The sequence below is a fragment of the Lacticaseibacillus salsurivasis genome, from assembly GCF_036246225.1.
In the GTDB taxonomy this organism is placed as follows: domain Bacteria; phylum Bacillota; class Bacilli; order Lactobacillales; family Lactobacillaceae; genus Lacticaseibacillus; species Lacticaseibacillus salsurivasis.
The window spans coordinates 165,820-191,471 of the sequence record NZ_BTTP01000001.1; the positions used below are offsets into that span (position 1 = coordinate 165,820).

At 53.2% G+C, this 25,652-nt stretch carries 24 protein-coding genes; 15 read left to right on the forward strand and 9 right to left on the reverse strand.

The window, feature by feature from the left end; translation table 11 throughout:
• Window positions 1-8: 8 nt before the first annotated feature.
• From AAA927_RS00910 to AAA927_RS00920, 3 genes are read right to left on the reverse strand one after another with little or no spacing between them, the layout of a single operon-like run.
• On the reverse strand, window positions 9-830 hold the full coding sequence (locus tag AAA927_RS00910; RefSeq protein WP_338214822.1) for a carbohydrate ABC transporter permease: 822 nt from the start codon (window positions 828-830) through the stop codon (window positions 9-11).
• Between the two features lie 9 nt (window positions 831-839).
• Complete coding sequence (locus AAA927_RS00915) at window positions 840-1,733, reverse strand: carbohydrate ABC transporter permease (protein ID WP_125580906.1); 894 nt, start codon at window positions 1,731-1,733, stop codon at window positions 840-842.
• Complete coding sequence (locus AAA927_RS00920) at window positions 1,723-2,784, reverse strand: ABC transporter ATP-binding protein (RefSeq protein ID WP_125580904.1); 1,062 nt, start codon at window positions 2,782-2,784, stop codon at window positions 1,723-1,725. Before AAA927_RS00920 ends, AAA927_RS00915 begins: the two co-directional genes overlap by 11 nt.
• Window positions 2,785-3,305: 521 nt before the next feature.
• Here AAA927_RS00920 and AAA927_RS00925 point away from each other — a divergent pair.
• The gene (locus tag AAA927_RS00925) at window positions 3,306-3,872 is read left to right on the forward strand and encodes a GNAT family N-acetyltransferase (protein ID WP_338215325.1); all 567 of its coding nucleotides are present in this window, start codon (window positions 3,306-3,308) and stop codon (window positions 3,870-3,872) included.
• A gap of 42 nt (window positions 3,873-3,914) precedes the next feature.
• Here the strand turns inward: AAA927_RS00925 and AAA927_RS00930 are convergent, their stop codons facing one another.
• Together AAA927_RS00930 and AAA927_RS00935 are read right to left on the reverse strand one after the other, a co-directional pair.
• On the reverse strand, window positions 3,915-4,427 hold the full coding sequence (locus AAA927_RS00930) for an LURP-one-related/scramblase family protein (protein ID WP_338214826.1): 513 nt from the start codon (window positions 4,425-4,427) through the stop codon (window positions 3,915-3,917).
• On the reverse strand, window positions 4,411-5,316 hold the full coding sequence (locus AAA927_RS00935; RefSeq protein WP_338214828.1) for a Cof-type HAD-IIB family hydrolase: 906 nt from the start codon (window positions 5,314-5,316) through the stop codon (window positions 4,411-4,413). Before AAA927_RS00935 ends, AAA927_RS00930 begins: the two co-directional genes overlap by 17 nt.
• A gap of 88 nt (window positions 5,317-5,404) precedes the next feature.
• Between AAA927_RS00935 and AAA927_RS00940 the strand changes: the two genes are divergently transcribed.
• The 3 genes from AAA927_RS00940 (at window position 5,405) to tsaE (ending at window position 7,624) form a co-directional block, all read left to right on the forward strand.
• Window positions 5,405-6,100, forward strand: a complete 696-nt coding sequence (locus AAA927_RS00940) for a uracil-DNA glycosylase (RefSeq protein ID WP_338214830.1) — start codon at window positions 5,405-5,407, stop codon at window positions 6,098-6,100.
• A 79-nt stretch (window positions 6,101-6,179) separates the two neighbouring features.
• Window positions 6,180-7,157 (forward strand): phosphate acetyltransferase, encoded by a 978-nt coding sequence (gene pta / locus AAA927_RS00945; RefSeq protein WP_125580896.1) that lies wholly within the window; start codon window positions 6,180-6,182, stop codon window positions 7,155-7,157.
• Window positions 7,158-7,171: 14 nt separating this feature from the next.
• Window positions 7,172-7,624, forward strand: coding sequence for a tRNA (adenosine(37)-N6)-threonylcarbamoyltransferase complex ATPase subunit type 1 TsaE (gene tsaE / locus AAA927_RS00950; RefSeq protein WP_338214834.1), 453 nt, complete (start codon window positions 7,172-7,174; stop codon window positions 7,622-7,624).
• Between the two features lie 46 nt (window positions 7,625-7,670).
• Here the strand turns inward: tsaE and AAA927_RS00955 are convergent, their stop codons facing one another.
• Together AAA927_RS00955 and AAA927_RS00960 are read right to left on the reverse strand one after the other, a co-directional pair.
• The gene (locus AAA927_RS00955; protein ID WP_338214836.1) at window positions 7,671-8,207 is read right to left on the reverse strand and encodes a 3'-5' exonuclease; all 537 of its coding nucleotides are present in this window, start codon (window positions 8,205-8,207) and stop codon (window positions 7,671-7,673) included.
• Window position 8,208: 1 nt separating this feature from the next.
• Entirely contained in the window at window positions 8,209-8,976 is a 768-nt protein-coding gene (locus tag AAA927_RS00960) for an exodeoxyribonuclease III (RefSeq protein ID WP_338214838.1), read from the reverse strand.
• A gap of 704 nt (window positions 8,977-9,680) precedes the next feature.
• Here AAA927_RS00960 and murB point away from each other — a divergent pair.
• The 10 genes from murB to AAA927_RS01010 all read left to right on the forward strand — a co-directional run bounded on the left by murB (window position 9,681) and on the right by AAA927_RS01010 (window position 19,998).
• Window positions 9,681-10,571 carry a UDP-N-acetylmuramate dehydrogenase gene (gene murB, locus AAA927_RS00965; RefSeq protein ID WP_338214840.1) on the forward strand — a complete coding sequence of 297 codons (891 nt, stop codon included), beginning with the start codon at window positions 9,681-9,683 and terminating at the stop codon, window positions 10,569-10,571.
• A gap of 21 nt (window positions 10,572-10,592) precedes the next feature.
• Window positions 10,593-12,689, forward strand: a complete 2,097-nt coding sequence (locus AAA927_RS00970; RefSeq protein WP_338214842.1) for a cation:proton antiporter — start codon at window positions 10,593-10,595, stop codon at window positions 12,687-12,689.
• 13 nt (window positions 12,690-12,702) lie between these two features.
• Window positions 12,703-13,869 (forward strand): MalY/PatB family protein, encoded by a 1,167-nt coding sequence (locus AAA927_RS00975; RefSeq protein ID WP_338214844.1) that lies wholly within the window; start codon window positions 12,703-12,705, stop codon window positions 13,867-13,869.
• Between the two features lie 208 nt (window positions 13,870-14,077).
• Entirely contained in the window at window positions 14,078-14,617 is a 540-nt protein-coding gene (locus AAA927_RS00980; RefSeq protein WP_338214845.1) for a helix-turn-helix domain-containing protein, read from the forward strand.
• A gap of 202 nt (window positions 14,618-14,819) precedes the next feature.
• Window positions 14,820-15,908 (forward strand): ABC transporter ATP-binding protein, encoded by a 1,089-nt coding sequence (locus AAA927_RS00985; RefSeq protein ID WP_125580880.1) that lies wholly within the window; start codon window positions 14,820-14,822, stop codon window positions 15,906-15,908.
• Between the two features lie 7 nt (window positions 15,909-15,915).
• Window positions 15,916-16,734, forward strand: coding sequence for an ABC transporter permease (locus AAA927_RS00990; protein ID WP_338215327.1), 819 nt, complete (start codon window positions 15,916-15,918; stop codon window positions 16,732-16,734).
• The gene (locus tag AAA927_RS00995) at window positions 16,731-17,567 is read left to right on the forward strand and encodes an ABC transporter permease (protein ID WP_338214847.1); all 837 of its coding nucleotides are present in this window, start codon (window positions 16,731-16,733) and stop codon (window positions 17,565-17,567) included. Before AAA927_RS00990 ends, AAA927_RS00995 begins: the two co-directional genes overlap by 4 nt.
• Window positions 17,551-18,624: an ABC transporter substrate-binding protein gene (locus AAA927_RS01000; protein WP_338214850.1), complete on the forward strand. Its 1,074-nt coding sequence runs from the start codon at window positions 17,551-17,553 to the stop codon at window positions 18,622-18,624. Before AAA927_RS00995 ends, AAA927_RS01000 begins: the two co-directional genes overlap by 17 nt.
• Before the next feature lie 279 nt (window positions 18,625-18,903).
• Window positions 18,904-19,668, forward strand: a complete 765-nt coding sequence (locus AAA927_RS01005) for an epoxyqueuosine reductase QueH (protein ID WP_338214851.1) — start codon at window positions 18,904-18,906, stop codon at window positions 19,666-19,668.
• A gap of 69 nt (window positions 19,669-19,737) precedes the next feature.
• On the forward strand, window positions 19,738-19,998 hold the full coding sequence (locus AAA927_RS01010; RefSeq protein WP_338214853.1) for a hypothetical protein: 261 nt from the start codon (window positions 19,738-19,740) through the stop codon (window positions 19,996-19,998).
• Between the two features lie 50 nt (window positions 19,999-20,048).
• Here the strand turns inward: AAA927_RS01010 and AAA927_RS01015 are convergent, their stop codons facing one another.
• Together AAA927_RS01015 and AAA927_RS01020 are read right to left on the reverse strand one after the other, a co-directional pair.
• The gene (locus AAA927_RS01015; RefSeq protein ID WP_338214855.1) at window positions 20,049-22,832 is read right to left on the reverse strand and encodes a cation-translocating P-type ATPase; all 2,784 of its coding nucleotides are present in this window, start codon (window positions 22,830-22,832) and stop codon (window positions 20,049-20,051) included.
• A 229-nt stretch (window positions 22,833-23,061) separates the two neighbouring features.
• Window positions 23,062-24,486: an aldehyde dehydrogenase family protein gene (locus tag AAA927_RS01020; protein WP_338214857.1), complete on the reverse strand. Its 1,425-nt coding sequence runs from the start codon at window positions 24,484-24,486 to the stop codon at window positions 23,062-23,064.
• Window positions 24,487-24,803: 317 nt separating this feature from the next.
• Between AAA927_RS01020 and cdaA the strand changes: the two genes are divergently transcribed.
• Window positions 24,804-25,649: a diadenylate cyclase CdaA gene (cdaA, locus tag AAA927_RS01025; protein WP_125580866.1), complete on the forward strand. Its 846-nt coding sequence runs from the start codon at window positions 24,804-24,806 to the stop codon at window positions 25,647-25,649.
• Window positions 25,650-25,652 lie beyond the last annotated feature (3 nt).

Sequence of the window (25,652 nt, forward strand, 5' to 3'; positions counted from 1 at the left end):
AGTTGAACTCATCCTTTCAATCCAGCTTTGGATATGCCAGCAATAATGTATTTTTGCAAGAAGATATAAACAATCACCATTGGGATGATGACGAAAGTTGATGCTGCCATCAGCAATTGGTATTGGGTCCCGGCATCCGTGGTGAAGGCTTGCAGCCCAACCGGCAAGGTGCGCATGGTTTCGCTGTTCGTGACAATCAGCGGCCACATGAAGGAATTCCAACTCCCAATGACGGATAACACGGTAACCGCGGTGATGGTGGACTTACTCATTGGCACCAACACCGTCCACAAGTATTTCCAGTCCGTGGCGCCGTCCATTTTGGCGGCGTAGTAAATTTGCTCAGGCGTGGACTGAAAGGCCTGCCGCAAAGTGAAGACAGTGAAGAAACTGGCCAGCCACGGTACAATCAAGGCCCCGTAGTGATCGATCAAGCCAATCTTAGACAAGGTGACGAAATTCGGGATGATCAGCATTTCGCCGGGAATCATCATCGTGCCTAAGAACAGCATGAAGAGCAGGTTCTTGCCCCAAAAGTGTAACCGTGAGAAGGCAAAAGCCGCCAGAATACTGGTGAACAATTGGCCCACGGTGGTGACCACCGTCACGATGACACTGTTGATGAAGTAGCGGGCGAATGGCGCGGCATTAAAGGCCTCGACATAGTTGTGCCACTGCAAAACTTTTGGGATCCAAACCGGGGGAATCTTGATGGTTTCCGGACTGGTTTTAAGGGATGTTGACACCATCCACAAAAATGGAATCAGCATCGTGATTGCGCCTAACGTCACAATCACATACAACAATATCCGACTGATTTTTTTTGCCATGGTTGCCTCCTAATAGTGCACGTGCTTGCGCGAGTACCACAGCTGCACCAACGTGACCAGTAAGATCAAGAAGAACAAGATCACACCGCTGGCAGCGGCAATGGGGTATTTGTATTCCGTGTAGAACTTTTGATACAAGTAATACACGATGGTCAAATCCGCGTTTGCCGGGCCAGGCTGGCCTTGGAACAAGGCAAAAATCTGGTCGAACACTTTGAACGAGCCAATGACGCCATTGACTGACACCAAGAAGGTGATCGGAGAAATCATGGGAATCGTGACATTCCAGAACCGTTGCCAAGCATTCGCACCATCGATTTCGGCGGCTTGGTAGTAGCCTTTGTCAATGTTGTTCAGCCCCACAAGGAACAAAATGATGTTGAAGCCCAGGTTTTTCCAAATGGACATAATGATCAAGGCGAGCAGTGACCAATGCGGGTCGGTCAACCAATTAATCGGATGCAGCCCCACCAGGCCCATGAAGTAATTCATCAGCCCGTAGTCAGAATGGTAAATCCAGTTCCACACCATGGCAATCGCCACCGTTGATGTCACGAACGGCAGGAAGTACACTGTGCGGAAGAACCCAGACAGCCATTTGACCTGGTTGAGCAGCAGCGCAATGATCAGCGACAAAATCACAGTGACGGGCACCACGCCAGCCACAAAGACCAGCGTGTTACGCACAGCCAGGTGAAAGTCTGGATCATTCCAAAGGTAGACGAAGTTGTCAAACCCCATGGCGTCGACTTTGTCGGTGTAGAAGTTGTATTTGGTGTACAAGCTCATCAAAAATGATGAGATGATCGGCCAAATATTGAACGTCAGCGAAATCACCAACATGGGCAGCAGGTACAGGTAAGCCTTCAGTGAAGACTTAAGGGTGGGTTTCTCATTTATCATGGGCTTCACCGCCAAAGATCAAGGCGCCTTGCTCATTAAAGAGGAAGAAGCCAGCTTTTGTCAGGAAGAAGTCACCCTCCGTTTGTGATGCCGGCAGCCCCGCCAACTCGGTCGACAGCAATTGCTGACCATTGTAGGTGAGGTAGGCGGTGGACTCGCGGCCGTACTTCTGTGATTGCTGCAAGGTGGCATGAATCTTCGCGACCATGCCTTGGCCATTGTCAAACGGCACAATGGCCTCACTGCGAATGCCAACGGTGTGCGCCTGGGCCAGCACACTAGCTGGCACTGACTCCACCAAATCCGCGCGCAAGACATCAGCGGGCACTGAATTGATCACAGGCTCGCCGATGAACTTAGCGACAAACAGATTGCTTGGCCGTTCGTACAACTCCGCCGGGGTGGAGAATTGCTGAATCGAGCCGAAACTGAGCACCATGATGTGGTCAGAAATGTGCAAGGCCTCATCTTGGTCATGCGTGACGAAAATGGTCGTTACGCCAGTTTCTTGCTGAATCCGGCGAATTTCTTGCCGCATCTCAATGCGCAGCCGTGCGTCCAAGTTGGACAATGGTTCATCCAGCAGCAGCAGGGACGGCGATTTCGCCAAAGCGCGCGCAATCGCGACCCGCTGTTGCTGACCGCCAGACAGCCCTGCTGGTTTTTTGTCGAGCTGATCGTCGACATGCACCAGTTTGGCTAGTTCTTCGGCCCGCTTGTAGCGTTCGGCTTTGCTCACCTTTTGCATCTTAAGCGGAAAGGCGATGTTATCACGCACGGTCAGGTGCGGATAAAGTGAGTAGTTCTGAAACACCATGCCAACTTTGCGCGCGAGCGCATCTTTCTTGGTGACATCTTCATCCCCAAAATAGATGTGACCACTCGTGGCAGGAAGCAACCCTGAAATCAAATTCAGCGTTGTTGTTTTGCCCCCGCCACTTGGCCCCAAGAGAGAAACTAGGGCGCCATCTGGAATCGTAAAGTTCAGATTCTTCAGCGTATCTTTTTTCCCATCGTAGGACAAAGTGACGTCCTTAAACGTTACTTTCACCCTTAACGCTCCTTCAACTGTATTCTGGCGACACTGGTTACCGAGAAGTGTCGTCAGTGCTAATGTTAGCAAAAATGCCAAAATCCCACAAGATGCAGTAGTGGCGCAGATTCCACTCCCAAAATATGGGCCATATTGCTGGCTAAGGCGCTTCTTATCGCTTTTATCCTTGAACAGTCTCTACCGGCCTTGCAACATACTCAATCCATTGCCGGTTTCTTCATTACAAATGTGTGACGTTTTTGTAGCGTGCGCCAACTGCGGAGCTAATGGGTGTGAACAAATAATCGTGGCATTTACTTATACTTGCCATTAAGAGAAAAAGCAGGGCTTTAGAATAAAATCATGTTCTATGCTCAGACGAGGCGCGAAACTGCGGGTACTAAAAGATAGTTTTTCTTTTGGCCTAGAATAGGGTTTGACCTGAAACTTTGATATACTAGATGTTACCCGAACCGAAGCGGTGCCTGAGGAGGGAAAAGTTGCGGTCGCACCGTTTTGGCGGGGTCAGACCGCAACTGATTATGATTCGTCAAAGTCACCCTGAAGATGCTGCTCAAGTCGTGCCGTTAATCGACTTAGTGTTTGAAGAAATGGAAGTCCCGCAGCTGATGAAAATGGCCAAGCCTGATTTGTATCGGGTGTTCGAGCAAGCCTTCTTGCTGCCAGATTATCGCTACGGTTATCCGCAAACCATTGTCCATGAAGGCCCAAATGGCGTCGATGGCATTTTAGTGGGTTATTCCCATGCGCAAGAAGCCACCATCGATGACGCGTTCAAGCCGCTCTTGCCCAGTGTCGGCTTGCCCGTCGACCATGAATTGTTCCCAGACGTCGAAACCGACCCCGGCGAATGGTATATCGATACCTTGGCGGTGGCGGAAAGTGCCCAAGATCATGGCGTGGGTACCGCACTGTTAACCGGCATTGAGCCGATCGTGAAAGCCCGTGGCGAAAAGCTGCTGTCACTGAATGTGGATCAAACCAATCCGCGCGCGGAGCAACTGTACCGCCGGCAAGGCTTTAAGAAAACCCGCGAATTGATGATCGGCTCGCATCGCTACAACCATATGACCAAAGCCATTTGATTAAACACAACACAAGCCACCTCACATGAGGTGGCTTGTTTACTATCCCAAACCGTATGCGGGATTGCGCCGGCTAAGCGGGTTGGTTTGATGGACGAAACGCCAGCGGTCCAGAATCGCGGCGACGAGTAGGCCGGCCGGGACGTTACGCGGATCCAAAATATCGATTTGGAACGTGCGGCTGGTGGCGGCACCGACTGCCGCAATGGTGGTGACGGTTTTGACGCCGTGGTAGATGTGATATTCGTTGGCCAGCAGATTGCCGAAAATTAGCCAGTTCAGATCAGACACAAAGACAAACTCATGCCAGACCCCGAATAGCTTTTTGACACTGCCGGCTTTTTGGCCATTCAGGGTCAAATCATAACGCGGCGACATGCCGACCGTGCGCTGGCGAATGTCGCCCAGCTCCTGGCCGGCAATGGTGTGCAAGTTGATGCGGTCATTAGCGAGGCCGTGCTTACCATTAAGAATGTATGCCGGCTGATTGTGGGTGTCTTTGACCACCGTCACGCCGGTATCATGGAGCGATTGGGCATCAATGTAGTAAATCATTGCGCTCACCTTGGCTTTCCGCTTGGTTGAGAGCAATGGCGCGTTGAATGGCTTTAGCCACACCGTCTTCGCGGTTGGTTAAAGTCGTGTGCCATGCCAGTTGTTTAATCAGCGGGATGGCGTTACCCATTGCGACGCTGTATTTGGCTTGCCTGATCATGGATTCATCATTGAGATTGTCACCAATGGCCATGACCTCATCCATGGTGTAGCCGCGCTTTTCGGCATAAGCGGCAAGCGCCGGGCCTTTTTGCGCTTTGAGATCATTGATCTCAATGTTGCGCGCGCCGCTGGAAGTGACGACCAAACCACCGAGTGCTTCAACTTGAGCTTTGACTGGGGCTAAGCCGGCTTGCTCACCATCGGAGAACACAATCACCTTATAAGCTTCCAGGGCCGGATCCGTGAACACTGCGCGGTAGTCGGCGACGTAAGTGGTTTTGATTTGCTGCGTGCGGGCTTCGGCTTTTTGCCGCGCCGTGGCGACGCTCATCGTAGGGTCTTGGCCGCGATACATCGCCATCAAATTGGCAATGCGCCCGGCCTTGGCATTGGAGATGACGCCATCAGCGGCTTCCAGTTCGTAGTAGAGGCCGCTGGCGTCAAGCACCTCAAACAAGGCTTGCAGTTTGGCGTTGGTGAGCGGCACTTGAACGGTAATCGTTTCGGCTTCATCGTAAACCAGCGCGCCATTAATCGTGATATAAGCTGGGTGCAGGTCATGAGCGAGCAGCTCGACTTGGGCTTGGGGCAGGTTGCGGCCTGTGGCGACAATGAACTCGATCCCGGCGGCTTGGGCCTTTCGAATGGCCGCGGCGTTTTTGGCAGACACTTCAATCTTGTCGTTGAGCAAGGTGCCGTCCATATCGGACGCAATCAGTTTGATCATGCAAAAACCTCCATTCAGACTCAATTTTAGCATAAAAGCGGATGCAAAGGCTGGAGCCTTTGAGTACACTAGAAGGCGGAGGTTGCCTATGAAAACACTGATTCATAATGATTGGCAGACCGTGCTCGCGCCGGTATTTGAAGGTCCTACCTATGCGCGGCTGCACCAGTTCCTCAAGCAGGAATATCAGACGCAAACGATCTATCCTGAAATGCATCATATTTTTCAGGCCTTTGAGTGGACCCCATTTGAAGCCGTCAAAGTCGTGATTTTGGGGCAAGATCCTTATCACGGGCCTAACCAGGCCGTCGGGGCCAGCTTTGCCGTGGCGCCCGGCATCGCCTTGCCGCCGTCGCTGCAAAATATCTACAAAGAGCTCCAAAGCGACCTCGGTTATCCGCCAGTGACGCATGGTTATCTGAAAAGCTGGGCGCAGCAAGGGGTCTTACTCCTCAACGCGGTGCTGACCGTGCGCGCCGGACAGGCGAATTCGCACCGGGGCAAAGGCTGGGAGGAGCTGACTGACGCAGCCATTGCGGCGCTTTCGGATCGCGGCCGGGTGGTGTTCATCCTGTGGGGCAGCTCGGCGCGGGCTAAGACCGGCTTGATTGACCAGAGCAAAAATGCCATTATCACGTCGCCGCACCCCAGTCCCTTGTCGGCGTACCGCGGTTTTTTTGGCAGCAAGCCGTTTTCCAAAACCAACGCCCTGCTGGCGCAAATGGGCGAGACCCCGATCAATTGGCAGCTCCCAGCGCAGCCTGAAGAAACCAGTAATTTATGAGTGCAAGCGGTAAAGAGGACTGATATGATAGTAGGCGAGCGTTGAAGGCGCTAACAATTCGCAATTTGGAGGGATCATCTTGGATTTATTTGAAAGCTTAGAGCAAAAGATTACGGGCAAAAACTTGTCGATTGTCTTTCCTGAAGGCAATGACGCACGGATTTTAGGCGCAGCGGTGCGCTTGGCGGCAGAAGGGCTGATTAAGCCAGTCCTGTTGGGGACCACCAGCGAGATTGCCGCCGTGGCTGAAGCTAAAGGTTTGGACATTAGCAAGCTGGAACTTCGTGATCCGCAAAGCGATGCCATTTTGCCAGAAATGGCGCAGGCCTTTTTCGACCGGCGCAATGGTAAGGCCACTGAAGAACAAGCCCAAGCCATGGTTAAAGATCCGAATTACTTCGGCACGATGCTCGTGTACATGGGCAAAGCTGACGGGATGGTGTCTGGTGCTGTGCATTCCACGGCAGATACCGTGCGGCCCGCTTTGCAAATCATCAAGACCCGGCCTGGCGTTTCTCGGACCAGTGGTGCCTTCATCATGCAGCGCGGCCGCGACGAACGTTATCTGTTCGCCGACAATGCCATTAACATCGATCCTGATGCCCAGACCTTAGCCGAAACCGCCGTTGAATCGGCCAAAACGGCTAAACTGTTCGACATTGACCCGAAAGTGGCCATGTTGTCCTTCTCCACCAAGGGATCGGCTAAGGCACCGCAAGTGGACAAAGTGATTGAGGCGACCAAGCTTGCCCATGAATTGGCCCCAGATTTGGCTTTGGATGGTGAATTGCAGTTTGACGCGGCCTTTGTCCCGACGGTGGCGAAGCTCAAGGCGCCAGATTCAAAAGTGGCAGGCTATGCGAACGTCTTTATCTTCCCCGACCTGCAATCTGGTAATATTGGTTACAAGATTGCGCAACGCCTCGGCGGCTTTGAAGCGATGGGGCCGATTTTGCAAGGCCTGAACAAGCCGGTGTCTGACCTGTCACGCGGTGCGAATGAAGAAGATGTGTACAAAGTCGCCATCATTACGGCGGCGCAGAATTTGATCAACTAAGGAGTCGTGATTGGATGGAATTTAGCGATGAAGCAAGTTTACAAGCCTTTGCCCAAAGCTTAGCGCCCCACTTGCAAGCAGGGGACATTCTGCTGCTGGATGGTGACCTGGGCGCCGGCAAAACCAGTTTTACCAAGGGGCTAGCGCGCGGACTTGGCATCGCGGATTACATCAAAAGTCCCACCTTCACCATTATCCGCGAGTATCCAGACGGCACTTTGCCGCTGTACCACATGGATCTGTACCGGCTGGAAAATGGTGGGGCTGGCGATCTGGGCTTAGAGGAATATTTTGAAGGTGATGGCGTGTCAGTCGTGGAATGGCCTGATTTTCTGGGTGAAGCCACGCCTGAGGACTACCTGCTCATTCACTTCCTCAAAGATCCAGATGACGATCACAAACGCACCTTGACCTTTGAAGCCGTGGGGCCTCGCGCCCAAGCGCTCCTGGCGGCTATCCAGGCGTAACCAAAAAATGTGCTGCTCATTTGCGAGCAGCACATTTTTGATTCGGTTAAGCGGTGATTTTCAGCATGCTAGCTAAGGTCGCATCGCCGAATTGTTGTTCCTGAGCGAGCAGGATGCGGGCGCAGGCGTAACTGTCTTGCAACGCATTGTGGTGATGGGCCAAGGGGATGTGCAGTGCTGCGGACACGGTGTCCAGTCGGTGATTGGGCAGTTCAGGCATCAGGCGCTTAGCCGTGCGCGCGGTGTCAATCACCTGATAGCGCGGGACGGGAATGTCATAGCGCTCCAGCGTCCGTTTGAGTACTGACACGTCGAAGGGCGAATTGTGCGCTGTGACGAGGCGGGTAGGGGCGAAGAAGCTGGCGATATGCGGCCAGACCTGCGGAAAAGTCGGCTCACCGGCAACTTGGGCTTCCGTGATGCCATGGATCCGCACATTTTGGCTTTCGAAGGGCACCTCTGGATCAATCAAGGTGTAGAAGCTGTCCACCACCTGGCTCTGCCGCACCACCACTAAGGCCAAGGAGCAGGCACTGGCGCGCTGCCGGTTCGCCGTTTCAAAATCCATTGCGATAAAATCCATTTTATTCTCCTAATAAATCAACGGTTTCCAGCTCAACCGGGCAGTGGTCAGAGCCGAGCACTTCATTGTGAATCTTGGCATCCTTGATGTATGGTACGAAATTGTCGCTGGCGACGAAATAGTCGATGCGCCAGCCGGCATTCCGGGAGCGAGCGCTGAAACGATAGCTCCACCAGGAATACACGTCTTCAAGGTCCGGATAGAAGTGGCGGAAGGTGTCGGTAAAGCCTGCTTCCAGCTGGGTGGTGAAGTCGTTGCGTTCTTCGTCGGTGAAGCCGGCGTTATGGTGATTGGAACTCGGGTTTTTCAAATCGATTTCATGATGCGCGACATTCAAATCACCGCAGTAAACCAACGGCTTTTTGGCGGCCAGGTCTTTGGTGTAGGCCAGGAAGGCTTGGTCCCAGGCCTGGCGATACTCGAGGCGCTTCAATTCGCTCCCTGAATTCGGCGTATACACCGTGATCAGGTAAAATTTCGGGTATTCCAACGTGATGACGCGGCCTTCATCATCAAACTCGGGCTGGCCGATGCCATAGGTCACCGCCAGTGGTTCGTGCTTAGTGAAAATGGCGGTGCCAGAGTAGCCTTTGCGTTCGGCATAGTTAAAGTATTGGTGGTAGCCGGGCAGGTCCAAGGTGGCTTGGCCTTCCTGCATCTTAGTTTCCTGAATACAGAACCAGTCGGCATCCAGGTCATTGAAGCTCGTCATAAAATCGTGTTTCAACACGGCGCGCAGCCCGTTGACGTTCCAAGAAATGAGTTTCATGAGCTCAACTTCCTTCTTCGGTATTTGCCCTTAGTATATAAGAAAAGAGAAGGCGGCTCAAATCGGACCGGGCCGGCCAGCTTCCGCGAGCATGGGCTGGAACGTGGTGGCCAGCGCTTCGAGTCTCGCTGCGCGAGTCTTGAAGTCGCGGCTTGTTCTAAGCTGGTCAAGCCCACCAGCTAAGAACAATGTCACCACTGAGCCCATGCTCGCTCCAGCTGGCCGGCCCTGGGCTGGATGTTTCAGGTGACTGTTGATCAAACTGATACTCGTAGCCTTGCACTAGAGGTAAGACGCGGTGCGCTAAATTGAAATCGTCAGATGATGTTTTTCTCAAGTACCTGAGAAAGGCAGGCTTTTCATTGGTGCAGGATAGCTCTAGAAATGGTTCATCTGCTACTGAAGACAAGCCTACCGACCAGGCGGTTGAAAGGGATTCACTGTCTGCGGAGACTCAGGTACTGCAGTGAACAACCACAGTAGGGCAGGGCAACCGGAGCTGGCATGGGCTCAGTGGTGAAATTGTTCTTAGCCAACTGGTTGGCTTAGAACAAGCCGCGACTTTGAGACAAGCAACGCTTGGCTCAAAGCGATGGCGACCACGTTCCAGCCCATGCCAGCGGAGGTTACCCTGCCGGACATTTCAACCGGATTCGCTGAGGGTATGCTAAACTAGACCTGTAAACTTTTTGCGGAGGCTAACCATGGCAGAAACCCTTGATGGTATTCGAATTTTAACGAACGAACCGCTTAGCCGGTATACCTTTACCCGCACCGGCGGCCTAGCGGATCAGTTGGCTTTCCCCAAGTCGGTGGCGGAAGTGCAGCGCTTGGTCGTGGCGGCTGAGGAACACGGTTGGCCGCTGACGGTGATTGGTAACGCCTCGAATTTAATCGTGCGGGATGGCGGCATTCGCGGGCTGACCTTGATTTTAACCGAAATGGCGGCCATCGAAGTCAACGGTACCACGGTCACGGCGCAAGCAGGCGCGCGGCTCATTGATACCACTGAGGCGGCTTATCGTGGCGGCTTATCCGGCTTTGAATTCGCCTGCGGGATTCCCGGGAGCATCGGCGGCGCCGTGTACATGAACGCCGGGGCGTATGGCGGCGAAATCAAAGACGTGCTGACGTCGGCGACAGTGCTGACGAAGGCCGGTAAAATCAAAACCTACGACAATACGGCGATGAATTTCACTTATCGGCATAGTTTGGTGCAGGAAACGGGCGAAGTGGTGCTCAGTGCCACCTTCTCATTGATACCAGCGCCTAAGCCTGATATTCGGGCGCGGATGGACAAGCTCAATGCCCGCCGCGCTAGCAAACAGCCGCTAGAATATCCTTCCTGTGGTTCCGTGTTCAAGCGGCCGGTGGGGCATTATGTTGGCCCGATGATTCAGCAAGCCGGTCTGCAAGGGCATACGATTGGCGGGGCGCAGATTTCGATGAAGCATGCCGGCTTTATCGTCAATATTGCCCAGGCCACGGCGACGGACTACATGAATATGATTAAATATGTTCAAACTAATGTGTTTGCCAAGTTCGGTGTGCACCTGGAGCCGGAAGTGCGGATCATTGGTGAAACCGCCTCATAACCAGAAAGGAGTGGCGCATTCGTGCATCTAGTTGAAGCTGGACTGTTACTGATTAGTTTGGTCGTGGTCTCGAATGTCATCAGTCATTATTTAGTGGCTGTGCCAGTCTCCTTGATTCAAGCCGCGCTGGGGTTAGGCGCGGCTTTGTTGTTTCATGTCACGCTGAATATGCAAACCAGCTGGTTCATGGTGCTGTTCACAGCGCCGCTCTTGTACAACGATGGGCGGCGGTTCCCGCGGCGGGAGTTGTGGAATCTGCGGGGGCCGATTATTGGCAATGCCATTGTGCTGGTGTTTGTCATTACGTTCCTGGGCGGTTTTTTCTTGCATTGGTTGGTGCCGAAAATGCCGCTAGCGGCCAGCTTTGCGTTGGCGGCAATTATGGCGCCGACAGATCCGATTGCGGTTCAATCCTTGGCGCAGCGGGTGCATTTACCTAGCGGGCTGCTGCATCTGATCAGTGGGGAAAGCTTGATCAATGATGCTAGCGGGTTGATTGGGTTCAAATATGGCATTGCCGCCGCCATGACTGGGAGTTTTGTGCTGACGCAAGCGGTGGGCGACTTTCTGTACATTGCCATTATCGGGGCCCTGGCTGGTGCGGCGCTGATGGGGCTGATCAACTTACTGCGGCTGTGGCTGTTGCAGCAAGGCATTAACGATACGATTTTGCATACGGTGCTCCAACTCATCACGCCGTTTGTCATTTACCTGGTGGTGGATGATGGTCTCAGTGCGAGTGGCGTGATTGCGGTCGTGGTCGCCGGCCTTTTGACCAATGTAGTGGGTAATCGCTATATTTCGGCGTTGCCTGAGCTGCGGATTGTGGCGGAAAAATCATGGGAGCTCCTAGTGTATGTGCTTAATGGATTGATTTTCTTGATTTTGGGGCTGGAGCTGCCGGTGGCGATGCGGATGACCATTGAAAGCCGGGAAGTGTCCACTTGGCAGGCTGTGCTAGATGTGGTGTTGGTTTACCTGGTGATGCTCGTGATTAGGACCTTGTGGACCTATGGCTACATGCTAGCCACGGCCCATCGCCCTAATGCCGAAGCGCCAAGTCTGAAGCTGGCTTTGCTGAATGGGATTGCCGGCGTGCGCGGGGCGATTAGCTTGGTCGGCGTGCTGGCAGTGCCGGTGGTCCTAGCTAACGGGCAGGCCTTTCCTGAGCGCAGTTTGATGTTGTTTATCGCTGCGGGGTATATCATTTTGAGCATGGTGGTGGCGACAGTGTTGCTACCCATCATGACCAAGAACCGCGCGCCGCTGAAGCTGCGGGGCTCCAGCGTCAGTGAAGAGCCGGCAACCGACCCGGAGTCGGTGCGCCTGATTTCCTTGCCGCAAGCGCAGCGGTACCTCTATCAAATGGCGGTACGCAAGCTGGAAAGCGAGCGGCGCGAAGACAATCAAAAGCCGGTGTTGGATTTGATTACCGAGTATCAACACCTGATTCGGCGCATCGACTTGCAAGCCGATGACAGTGAAGGGTTGCCACCTTTCGTGCAGGATGAAGTTGACTTGCGGCTGGTCGGATTGGCGGGCGAACTAGACGCACTAGAGGCCTTGAAACAAGCCGACGAGATTCATCCCGGCACCTATCAGCGCTTTCAGCGCCGCTTGCAAGCCAAACAGCGCGATTTGCAAAGCATGAATGCCAAGCAAGGCACGGTGACCAGCCATATTGTCTGGGACCGCATTCGCTTTACTGTCGCCACCTGGTGGCAACAGCTGTTAGCGACGCGGGTTAAGCAGCCAGCGCGTTATCAAGAGCGGTTGGCGGTGGAAAAGGCGTTAGCCAAAGGGGGCTTGAAGGCCGTGAGTGCTTTCCTGCGCCAACCGGAAAACCGCGCGCATCACTACAATCGCCAGGTGATTTATGCCTTGATTGTTCAATATCGCAGCCGGATTGCCACGGTGAAAGCCAAAACCACGCATAAAAGTGTGCAATACGAAAAGGAAATGGCGCGCTTGCGGACGTTGGCTTTGGCGGCGGAACGCGCAGCAATTCATGAACTGCGGGAACAAGGCTATATCAATACCAGCTTGGCCCAGCGTCTGATTCAAGGGGTGAACTACACCGAAAATGCAGCCGCTATGGCTGAACTAGCAGACTCATAAGGAGGTTTCAGGCATGTTTGATGAAATCATCAATCGTCGTGGCAGCAATTCAATTAAATGGCAGGTGCAACCAGGCGAATTACCGATGTGGATCGCCGATATGGATTTTGCCACTGCGCCAGCGGTGGTCGCGGCGATGCAAGCCAAAGTTAACGGCGGCGTTTTTGGCTATGAAGAGGTACCGGCGGCGTATTTCACGGCTGTCGCTGATTGGTATGAGCAGCGTGACCACCAGCGCCCGGCCCCAGCGTGGATGAGTTTTGCCAGCGGGGTGATGCCAGCGATTGGGGCGATGATTCGCCAGCTGACCCAGCCCGGCGATCAAATCGTGGTGCAGGCGCCAGTGTACAATATGTTTTTCTCGACCATCGCTGCCAACGGCCGCACCGCGGCCTCGGCGGACTTAAACTATGATCCGCAAACTGCCCGCTATATGATTGACTTTGACCGGCTCGAGTCAGTGCTGGCCCAGCCGGGAAGCACGCTGATGCTGCTGTGTAACCCGCACAATCCCATCGGTAAAGCTTGGTCTAAGGCCGAGTTGACCCAGATTGCCGCGCTGTGTGTGAAGCATCACGTCCGGCTGATTGCCGATGAAATTCACGGCGATCTGGTCTTCGGAGAGCCGGCGTACACGCCGGTCTTCAGCTTGCCCGATGAGCTGCGGGCCAATAGCATCGTCTGTGTCTCACCGTCCAAGACTTTCAACTTGGCTGGCATTCACGCCGCCACGGTGATAGTGCCAGATGCCGCCTTGCATGCCCAGGTGGACCGGGCGCTGGCCACGGCGCAAGTGGCTGAGCCCAATGCTTTGGCCACTACTGCGACCATCGCCGCTTACACCCAAGGGGGCCAGTGGCTCGATGCCTTGAAAGCGCAGCTGACCACTAATCGCCAGACCTTGGCCACTGTGCTGGCGACGGCGCTACCGAGTGTGCGGTTGGCCTCAGAGAACGCCACTTACTTGGCCTGGCTCGATATCAGTCATGTGAGTGAGGATAGCGCCGCTTTTTGCCAGTGGCTGCGTGCCGAAACCGGTTTGATCCTAGCGGCCGGGGCCGCCTACCACGGCAATGGCGATCACTTCCTGCGCCTGAATCTAGCCTGCCCGCCGCAAATGCTGGAAGATGGTTTGCAGCGCCTAGTCGCTGGCGTGACCAAGTATCCGCACGCTTCATAAGGCTTCCGCGCACCGCTTTACCTTGCCTGTGCTGGCAAGGTAAAGCGGTGTTTTTATATGCAGGCGCAGGCCATGTGAAACCGGTCACAATTTTTCTTGTAAAAAGTTGGCAGTGACGCTTGAAATTCACTTCATACTCAGTATAATTAGCAAAGCGTACTAAACTTTTAGTTTAGTTTAACGAAACTTATGCTGTGGAGGTGACTAGATGGATATAGGCCAAAAAATCCGGGATCTGCGAATTCAGAAGAATTTGACTCAAGAAGAACTAGGTGAGCGCACTGATCTAACTAAGGGGTACATCTCCCAGTTGGAACATAATCAAAGCTCACCGTCGATGGAAACCTTCTTCGACTTATTAAACGTCTTGGGTCAAACGCCAGCTGAATTTTTCACCGAAGACCAAACCCAGCAGCTGGTGTATCCAGTGGCTGATCAGGTTGAATATGAGGACGAAGAGCGCGGCTATCTATTGCGCTGGCTGGTCCCGGAGTCCAATGAAAACGAAATGGAGCCGGTGCGCATTGAGTTCAACGAAGGCGGAGAATTCAAAACCTTCGAACCCTCACCGGCAGAAACGTTTATTTATGTCATGAAAGGGCGCGTCACGCTCCAGCTAGGGCATCACACGTACAGCGCCAAGCGGGGAGAAACCATCTACTTTCACGCCAGCCAGCAGCACCGTATCGTCAACGCCGCCAAAGGCCCGTCGACGATCCTGCTGGTCGCAACTGCATCGTATTTATAACAGGCTGCGGAGCGGGACGTTTTTAGCCCGTCGCATAGCCTAGCGTTAGTCATTGTCGCGCTTTTTGCGACGAGGGCTAACGCGTAGCTAGGCGCACGGGCGTTGTCCCGCGGAGCGCAACTATGAAGGCTGCGGAGCGTGAGAATTTTAAGCCATCACCAGCCCACATCAGGGGATGCATCGAGGATTAGGGGGAATCAGATTGAGCAATACCATCATCGAACTGCAACATGTCAGCAAGCAATATGGTGACACTGAAGTATTAAAAGATATCAATATCGAAATTGAACAGGGTAAGTTCTACACCTTACTGGGCCCGAGCGGCTCCGGTAAAACCACGATTCTGCGGGCGATTGCCGGCTTTTTGGATCCGACCAAAGGAGATGTGCTGTTCAATGGTCAGCGCATCAATGATATCCCGGCCAACGAGCGTAAGGTGAATACCGTGTTCCAGGACTACGCGCTGTTCCCGCATTTGAATGTGTTTGAAAACGTGGCTTACGGCCTCCGGGTCCAAAAGATTGCCAAAGCTGACATCGAAACCCGCGTGGATGCGGCACTGAAAATGGTGCGCCTCAACGGCTTAGCGGACCGGGAAATCTCTGAATTATCCGGCGGTCAGCAGCAGCGGGTCGCGATTGCCCGCGCCATTGTCTTGGAACCAGAGGTGCTCTTGCTGGACGAACCGCTGTCAGCGCTGGATGCCAAGTTGCGCAAGGATATGCAATATGAATTGCGCGAATTGCAACAGCGGCTGGGCATTACTTTCCTGTTCGTGACCCATGACCAGGAAGAAGCGCTGGCGCTGTCTGATGAGATCTTCGTCATGAATGACGGGGAAGTGCAGCAATCTGGCACGCCGGTGGACATTTACGATGAACCAGTCAACCATTTTGTCGCCGACTTTATTGGCGAAAGTAATATCGTGGCCGGTCACATGGTGCAGGACTACCTAGTGGAATTCAACGGCAAGCAGTTTGAATGTGCCGATGCCGGCATGCGCCCCAACGAATCCGTTGAAGTCGTGCTCCGGCCGGAAGATCTCGACATCACCGCCCTTGGCGGCGGCAAGGTGACAGTGGATGTGGACACCCAGTTGTTCCGTGGGGATTACTACGAAATCGTGGCCTACGATGATGCCAAAAATGAATGGCTGATTCACTCCACTAACCCAGCTAAAGACGGCGAACGTGTTGACTTGACCTTTGATCCGGAAGACATTCACGTGATGCGCCTGAACGAATCGGAGGAGGACTTCGACGCGCGGCTGGAAAGCTACGAAGGGGAATAGGGGGCCGCTGATGAAAAAAACCACCAATATGGCCTTCTATGTGCCGTATATTCTCTGGATTTTACTGTTTGTCATTGCGCCGATGCTGCTGATTGTTTATCAATCCTTCTTCAACATTGAAGGTCAGTTCACCTTCAGCAATTATGCGACTTATTTTCATTCCAGCACCTACATCATGATGACCATCAACTCGGTGTGGTATGCCTTCCTGATTACGGTGCTGACACTAGTCATTTCCTATCCGGCGGCTTACCTGCTGCACTACGCGAAGCACAAAGAGCTGTGGTTGCTGCTGATTATTTTGCCGACCTGGATCAACTTGTTGCTGAAAGCTTATGCCTTCATTGGTATCTTCAGCCAGGATGGCGGCATCAATACCTTCCTCCAGATGATGGGGCTGGGCACGCACCAGTTTTTGTTCACGGATTTCTCCTTCATTTTCGTGGCCAGTTACATCGAAATTCCGTTTATGATTTTGCCGATTTTTAATGGGATTGAAGAGCTGAATGAGGGCTTGGTCAACGCCAGCCGCGACCTCGGGGCCAAGTGGTGGCAGACTTTCACCCGCGTGATTTTGCCGCTGACCATGAGCGGCGTCAAAAGCGGGGTGCAAGCGGTGTTCATTCCCAGCCTGAGCTTATTCATGCTGACGCGTCTGATTGGTGGTAATCGGGTCATCACCTTGGGGACCGCGATTGAGGAACACTTCCTGACCACCATGAACTGGGGGATGGGCTCAACCATTGGGGTCATCTTGATCATTGCGATGGTGGTCATCATGTTCCTGACTGGTGAACGGAAGAAGAAAGGGGGCCGCCGGGCATGAAGTCATTGAAAAAATGGAAATGGACTAATCTCTATTTGATTTTTGTCTTCATCATGTTGTACGTCCCAATTGCTTACCTGATTTTCTACTCCTTTTCGGCCGGGGATACCATGAGCAACTTTCATGGCTTCACCTGGACCCATTACCAGGAACTGTTCGCTGACACCCGGATGATTCAAATTGTGGTAGATACTTTGATGCTGGCCTTGCTCTCCAGCCTGATTGCGACGATTGTTGGCACGCTAGGAGCGCTGGCGATTAGCCGTACCAGCCGGCCAGTGGTCAAAAACTCGATTCTCTCGCTGAACAACATCTTGATGGTGTCACCGGATGTCATCATCGGTGCCAGTTTTCTGATTTTCTTCACCGCGCTGCACATTCCGTTAGGGTTCTTGTCCGTCCTGCTGAGCCATATCGCCTTTTCCATTCCGATTGTGGTGTTGATGGTGCTGCCGCGGCTGCAGGAAATGAGCAACACGATGTTGGATGCGGCGCGCGATTTGGGCTCCACCAACTTGCAGGTGTTGACCCGTGTCATTATGCCGTTCATCACGCCAGGAATTTTAAGCGGCTTCTTCATGGCCTTCACCTACTCGCTAGATGATTTTGCCGTCACCTTCTTTGTCACTGGCAACGGCTTTGAAACGCTGTCGGTCGAAATTTACGCGCGGGCACGGCAAGGCATCAGCCTGGAAATCAACGCGCTGTCTGGCGTGATGTTCCTGTTCTCCTTGGTGCTGGTGGTGGGATACTACTTCATCCAGCGCGGCACCAAGTCCCACAAGGCAAAGCTGAAAGCAAAGGGGGCAGTAAGCAATGAAGCGACTCATTAGCATGGCCGCCATCATCCTGGCTGCGGTGCTCGGCTTGGCTTTTTGGAGCCACTCCTTGGCCAAAGCGCAAGGCGCCACCGGCGATAACACGTTGAATCTGGCGAACTGGGGCGATTACATCGACCCGGCTTTGATCAAAAAGTTTGAAAAGCAGACGGGCTATCATGTCAATTTGGAAACCTTCGACTCGAACGAGGCGATGTACACCAAGATTCAGCAAGGCGGGACTTCCTATGACTTGACGGTGCCTTCTGAATACATGGTCGAAAAAATGCGCAACGCTAAAATGTTGGTGCCGCTGGATAAAAGCAAGCTTAAAGGCCTCAGCAATTTCGGCGCGTTGTACATGAACCGTTCCTTTGATCCCGGCAATAAGTACAGCCTGCCGTATTTCTGGGGCACCTTGGGGATCATTTACAACGACAAATTTGTTAAGCCTGGTGAAATCCAACATTGGAATGACCTGTGGAAGAGTAAATATCGCGACAACATCATGCTGATCGACTCGGCGCGCGACATCATGGGCTTTTCCCTGCGGTCGATGGGCAAGTCGATGAACACCACAGACCCGAACACCTTGGCCTTGGCCAAGGCGAAGCTTGATCAGATGTCACCGAATGTCAAAGCCGTGGTGGCCGATGAAATCAAGATGTACATGGCCGCCGATGAATCGGCGCTGGCGGTGGACTGGTCTGGGGAAGCGGCGGATATGATGGCCAATAACTCGCATTTGCATTATGTGGTGCCGAGTGAGGGCTCGAACTTGTGGTTTGACAACCTGGTTATTCCTAAGACTGCCAAGCACTTCAAGGCCATTTATGCCTTCTTGAATTTCCTCACGAATGCCAAAAATGCCGCGCAGAACGCCGATTACGTTGGGTATTCCACGCCGAATGTGGCGGCGCTGAAGCTGCTGCCCAAAGCGGTGCGGAACGATAAGCAGTTCTATCCAGATGAAAATGTCATCAAGAAGTCTGAAGTGTATAGTGACCTAGCGCCGAAGACGGTGGGGCTGTACAACGATTTGTACTTGGAATTTAAGATGTACCGGAAATAGCCTAAACCAGACAAAAGCACGGGTATGAAATGCTGTTAAACCGGCATTTTATACTTGTGCTTTTTCTTTGGTTTCGTATGGTTTTCTTCGTTAGGACGGTACACAGGACGCTACATCACCGTGTACCGTCTTTTTCGTCACTATCGTTGTCACCACGGGCTTCGTGGCGATTTGTTGATTTTTTGAAATTCTCGAAGGTTTATAGCGAAGGGCATAGCTTGTCTGCAAATTGTCATCCCCTCTCAACTTTTGTATACTTAGGCCACGGAGGCGAGGCGGATGTTGGAATATGCAGAAATTGCCAGTCAATTCGAAAAGGACCAAAAAATCAATTTTGACCTGATTTTGCAGAAGGTCATCAAGGGCTGGCAGGAGCAAAAACTGCGCCCGCGGCTGTTGATGCACGCTTGCTGTGCGCCTTGCAGCACGTACACGCTGGAATACCTCACGCAGTTTGCTGATGTGACGATTTTCTTCTTCAACCCCAATATTCACCCACGGATGGAGTACGAGCGGCGCAAGCTGGTGCAGCAGCAGTTTATTCTCGATTTTAACGCCCGCACCAACAACCACGTTCAATTTATCAGCGCCGACTACAAACCCAGCGATTGGCTGGCGCAAACCAAGGCGCTGAAGAATGAGCCAGAAGGCGGCGCGCGCTGCCGCGTCTGCTACGACTTCCGGCTGGACGCTGTGGCGGCCAAGGCGCAGGAATTAGGCTTCGACTATTTTGGTAGCACGCTGACGATTTCGCCGAACAAGAATGCGCAGTGGATCAACGAAGGCGGGCTGGAAATTCAGCATCTGTACAATGTGGCTTACCTGCCGAGTGACTTCAAAAAGCGCGGCGGCTATGCGCGGTCGGTGCAGATGTGCAAAGACTACAATGTTTATCGCCAGTGCTATTGCGGCTGCTTGTTTGCGGCCAAGGAGCAAGGCATTGACCTAGCCGCTATCAACCGCGAAGCCACCAAGTATGTGGCAGCCCACGAGGCGGATGACTTCTCGCCGATTCAATTTCACATTGCCGAACAGGCGAATTAAAGTGAAGGGTCGAACCTTGTTTTCCCTTGCTCAACGTTTTACACTTTGAGCAGTAGAGGAGGCGAGAACATGGCAACAGATCCAATTTCGACCCCAACGGCTTTGGGCGTGGATTATCTTTTGACCTTCACGACCGCGCCAGCAGAACGCTCGGTGCGGCTGGCGCTCGATCCTGTGGTGACTTATCTACGGCGCTATCAAGATGGCTACCGGTTCAATTCATTACTGGGCCCGACCAGCTTGAAGGTGCGCTTGCAGCATGCCTTGGCCCTGACTCCTGACCAATTTCAGTTACGCTCCACCAGTGCCGCGTTTGACCGGCGGTACTGAGGGCAGACAAAAACCCAGCCAATTGGCTGGGTTTTTTTGTCCCACTAGCTTTAATCAGCAGCGTCGGCAAGCGGATCCTTGCGCCGAGCGAAGCGTTTGCGAATTTCTTCAATCAAGACAATTGGGAATGGAATGATGAACAGGAACAGCCAATCACCAGGGTTAAGGACCGTGGTATTGAACAGTTCTTGCACCCCAGGGGTCACGGTCAGGAAGGCAAACAGGACGATTTCAAGCGCAATCCCATACCAGACGCGCCGGTTGCTGAACAGTCCCACTTTGAACACCGAAGCCATGTTGGTCCGGCAGTTCAACGCATTGGCAATCTGGGAGAAGACAATCGCACCAAGCACCATGGTGGTCGCCCGGGCATACACATTGCCGCTGGCAGCCAGCGCCACGTTAGGCCAACCGTTTTGGTAGTTGACGAAGAAGTAGGCGGCGGTGGAAATCACACTAGAGATCAAGCCGTACCAGGCAAACGCTTTCCAGATCACCCGCTTACTCAGCAGGTGCGCGTTCTTGGCGCGCGGCGGCTGGTGCATGATGCCGGGCTCCGCTTTTTCAGAGCCTAGCCCCAACGCTGGCAGCATGTCCGTCCCTAAGTCGACAGTCAAAATCTGCATGACGGTCATCGGCAGCGGAATGAGCCCACCAGAGAACAGGAACAGCGCAGAAGGAATGGCTTCTGGTACGTTGGAGGTCAAGATGTAGGTCAGGAACTTTTGCAAGTTGGCGTACACCGTGCGGCCTTCTTCAATCGCGGCCACGATGGAGGCAAAGTTGTCATCGGTCAAAATCATATCCGCGGCATCCTTAGCCACATCGGTTCCGGTCACGCCCATGGCAACGCCGATATCGGCCTTCTTCAGGGCCGGGGCATCGTTGACACCATCACCAGTGGAGGCAACAATTTCACCGTTCTTTTGCAAGGTGGACACGATCTTGTACTTCTGTTCAGGGGCGACCCGGGCGAAAATGATTTCGCCTTTCAAGGCGTCTTGCAATTGATCTTCAGTCATGGCATCCAGTTCCGTGCCAGTAACGACGCGGGCTTGATCCGAGGTCAGGCCGATTTTAACGGCAATCGACTTCGCGGTTAACGTGGAGTCACCAGTGACCATGATGATCTTAATGTTGGCTTCGTGGCATTTACGCACCGCTTCATAGATTTCTGGGCGCGGTGGGTCAGCCATGACGGTCAGGCCGACGAAGGTCAAATGGTTTTCAGCGTCTTCGATGGTCATTTTGTCCAGCTGACTGGCGGTATCGGCTTCAGCTGGGAACTCACGGTAGGCGGCGGCCAGACTACGTAAGCCTAACTTCGCGTACTTGTTGTTGGCAGCGTTGATGGCGCGACGGTCATCTTCGGTGATTGGCCGCACTTTGCCATCGACTTGAATCGTGTCGCACTGGTGCACCGTGTCGCTTAATGATCCTTTGACGCACAGCATCAGAGTTTGGTCATCGAGGCGGTGCACGGTACTCATCCGCTTGCGGTCGGAGTCAAAAGGGAACTCCTTCAGCCGCGGGGTTTTGGCGGTAGCGGCAGCGAGGTCAAAGCCGGCTTTTTCGGCTAAAATCACCAAAGCGGCTTCGGTTGGCGTGCCGAGAATTTTCGGCTTGCCGCTATCTTTGTCTTGCTGCACTTGGGTATCGTTATTCAGCGAAGCCACCCGTACCAGCAGGGCCAATTCCGGCTCAGTGCTTGGATCAACGCGCTTGCCATCCAGTTCAATGTGGCCGTTGTTCACATAGCCTTGGCCGGTGATTTTGTATTCCTTACTCCGCGTCCAAACGTGATTGACGGTCATTTGGTTTTGGGTCAAGGTCCCAGTCTTATCCGAGCAGATCACCGTGGTTTCGCCCAGGGTTTCAACGGAATTCAGATCCTTCACCAGCGCATGCTTTTTGGCCATACGGGTGACGCCTTGGGCCAAACTCAAGGTGACGGTTGGCAAGAGGCCTTCAGGAATGAAGGCGACAATCATCCCTAAGGCGAAAATGAACGCCTTAGCGGCAGGGTAGTGGACGAAGAAAATCGCCGAGATGAAAAAGGCAATCCCAATGGCAATGGCAATCATGGAAATCTGCCGGGTCAAGTGATCCAACTCAATGGCGAGGGGACTCTTGACCTTCTTTTGCTGCTGGGTCAAAGCGGCAATTTTCCCGAACTCGGTGTTCATGCCGGTAGCAATCGCGACTGCTTTGCCGGTGCCAGCGCCGATGGTGGTCCCGGCATAAATCAGGTTGGACTCCGCGAATTGGCCTTCGCCAGGGTCGTATTTCACTTCTTTGGATTCTGGGACGGATTCACCGGTCAGCGCGCTTTGATCGACTTGCATGGAAGTCGCCTCGAGCAGGCGCGCATCAACGGGAATGGCGTTACCAGCTTGCAAAAGGAAGACATCACCAGGCACCAAGGCCGTGGCGTCTTTTTGTTGCACCTTACCATCGCGATAAACCTGCGTGTAAGTGGGCAACATCGCCATCAAAGAGTCGGTGGCTTTTTTGGCTTGGAATTGCTGCCAGAAACTGAAGACCCCATTAATGATGTTGACGAGCCAAATGGCAATCCCTAGCTCCATGGTGCCACTGATCATGGCGACCAGCCCTGACACCCAAAGCAAAATCGCCATCAGGCTCCCAAAGTTTTTGATAAAGGCTTTAAATTGCGATTCCCCTTGGGTGTGGGTAATCGTGTTTTCCCCATATTGAGCTAAACGCTTTTGCGCCTCAGCCTCAGTAATGCCGGTGTTTGTGCTGTCAAGATCCTTCAGCACTTCGGCCGACGTCTGGGTCGCATATTGCGTCCGCTTATCTGTTGCAGTCATCTTTCTAACCTCCACATGATTGGAGTGACCCAATCAAAGATCGGCCTGCTAGCGCAAGCCATTCCCCCTAGAGCCTTGCATGGTTCCAGTATATAGAGCTATTCTAACGCTTTGCACTTAATTGAACACCTTTTCTCGGTAAAATTCGCAAAACCCAAGCGGCCACCACCAAAAAGGCCAGCCAACGCGGTTTTGCTGCGCAGACTGGCCAAAAGAATATGAGAAAATGCTAATTTTCGTGGATGAGATCCCGTAGTTCCCCAATCAAAGCATTGGGATGGCGCGTGGCGCGGGCCACGTTTTTGATGTTAAGCAAATCCATCGCGGTCAGATTGTGAGAGATCGAGTTCTTCCCGTAAGAGCCGGTGCCAAGCGTCAAGGAAGGGGTGAGGCGATTGAACAGGCCGCCAATGCCGCCCAGGCTGGCCGGGCTGTTCACCAGAATACGACAAGCCGGCATCGCCTCGCCAAACGCGTCGATCACAGCCTGGTCGGTGGTGTGAATCGCTGCAGTATGGCCCAAGCCGCCATAGTGGAGCAGCGACTGGCATAAGTCGAAGGCCGACGCATGGTCGTTGGCGAGATATAGCGATAGCACCGGACACAATTTTTCCCCAGATAATAGGAAGTTTTTGCCAATGCCGTCGAGTTTGGCAATTAACAGCTTGGTTCCTTTCGGCACGGTTAAGCCTGCTAGCTGGGCGATTTTTTCGGCACTTTGACCGGCCACGGGACCGCGGACAGTGCGGCGCTGCGGATCAATCACCGCCGCCGTCAGCTTAGCGACCTCTTGGTCAGGAACAAAATAGGCGCCGCCGGCTTGGAAGGCCGCCTTGACAGCCGGGTAAATGCTCCGGTCGACCACAATGCTGTTTTCTGACGCGCAAATCATCGAGTTATCGAAGGATTTGCTGAGCAGAATATCCTGCACGGCAGCGGCGATATCGGCGGTTTTTTCAATGTAAGCGGGCGCGTTGCCTGGCCCCACGCCAAGCGCCGGTTTACCAGTGGAGTAGGCCGCTTTGACCATGCCAGGGCCGCCGGTTGCTAACACCAAAGCCACCCGGTCGTGATTCATCAACGCACTGGAGGCGTCGATGCTAGGGTGGGCGATGCATTGAATAAGGCCGGCTGGTGCCCCAGCAGCGGTGGCGGCATCAGCCATGATTTTCACCGCGGCGCTACCGCATTGCTGCGCTTGGGGATGCAAGCCAAAAATAATCGCGTTCCGGGTCTTCAAGGCCAAAATCGCTTTAAAAATAACGGTCGAGGTGGGATTGGTCACTGGCGTAATCCCGGCCAGAATGCCGAGGGGTTCGGCATATTGCGTGAGTCCATTGGCCGGGTCTTCACTGATTTTGCCCACGGTTTTCGTCGTCTTAATCGCATTCCAAATATATTGGCTGGCGTAAATATTTTTAATGGCCTTGTCTTCGGCATTGCCGCGGCCGGTTTCCTTCCAGGCTAAAAACGCCAGATCTTTGGCGTGCGCCCGGGCGGCGGCGACTACCGCATGCGTGACGTGATCCACCTGCGCTTGGGTGAAGGTTTGATAAAGATTGAAGGCATGCTCCGCTTGGTTGACGAGAGCATCGACTTCTGCCGCGGGGTCTGCCGCGGCACCAGGTTGTTTCAGGACTGTGATTTGAGCCATCATTGCCATCTCCATTCATAGATTACAGGCCAAGCGTAACGAACTCGCAACTGGTTGTAAACACCGTGAAAACTTGCTGTAACAGGCATTAACTGGTGTGCAAAGCAGACCGATGAATGACGGGCAACAGGCGCGTCGGTAGGCCTTTGTACATTTTTTCACGAAAATTTCTTGAAAATGGTGGCGGATACATCCTGAAGAGATTGGTACAGAAAAATATTTTCACGGCACAGCCTCGCCAGGGCGTCCTTTAGCCCGGTCCCAACGCTGGCTGTCCACGTGGTATAATAAGTCGATAACATTTGGGAGGATCGGATATGCAGGATTTACTGAGTAATTTCTTCCATTGGTCAACGTTGACGAATCTGATCGATATCCTCGTGGTTTGGTATGTGATTTATCGCCTGATCATGCTGGTGCGAGGCACCAAGGCGGTGCAACTGCTCAAAGGCATCTTTGTGATTGTGGTCATCAAAGTGGTGTCTTTGTATTTACAGCTGCATACCGTTGGCTACTTAGTCGATTTGGTCATCACTTGGTCAGTGCCGGCGTTAGTCATCATCTTCCAGCCGGAAATTCGGCGTGGCCTCGAACACTTGGGCCGCGGCTCGGTGCTCCCATGGGCACGTAATGATGCGCACCAGGCCGAGGAACGCCTCGTCAAAGAGCTGGATAAAGCGATTCAATACATGAGTAAGCGCCGCATTGGGGCGTTGATTACCATTCAGCAAAATACCGGTTTGGAAGATTATATTGAAACCGGGATTCCGATTGACGCTGATGTGTCCGGGGAATTGCTGATCAATATTTTCATCCCCAACACGCCGCTGCATGATGGCGCCGTGATCATTCGCGATAACCGCATTGCCGTGGCGGCCGCCTATTTGCCGCTGTCTGAAAGTAGTCTGATTCCCAAGGAACTGGGCACTCGGCACCGCGCGGCGGTCGGCATCAGTGAAGTCACTGATGCCTTAACGCTGGTCATTTCGGAAGAAACTGGCGGGGTGACGATTACGTTGAATAATCATCTGATTCGCGACTTGACGCGAGAAGATTATCTCAAGTTATTCCGGGCGCAACTGATTCCCAAAGAGGAAACGAAGCGCAATCCGGTGGCAAACTTCTTCTTTGATCTGACGCACAAAGGAGGAGACAAACGATGAAAT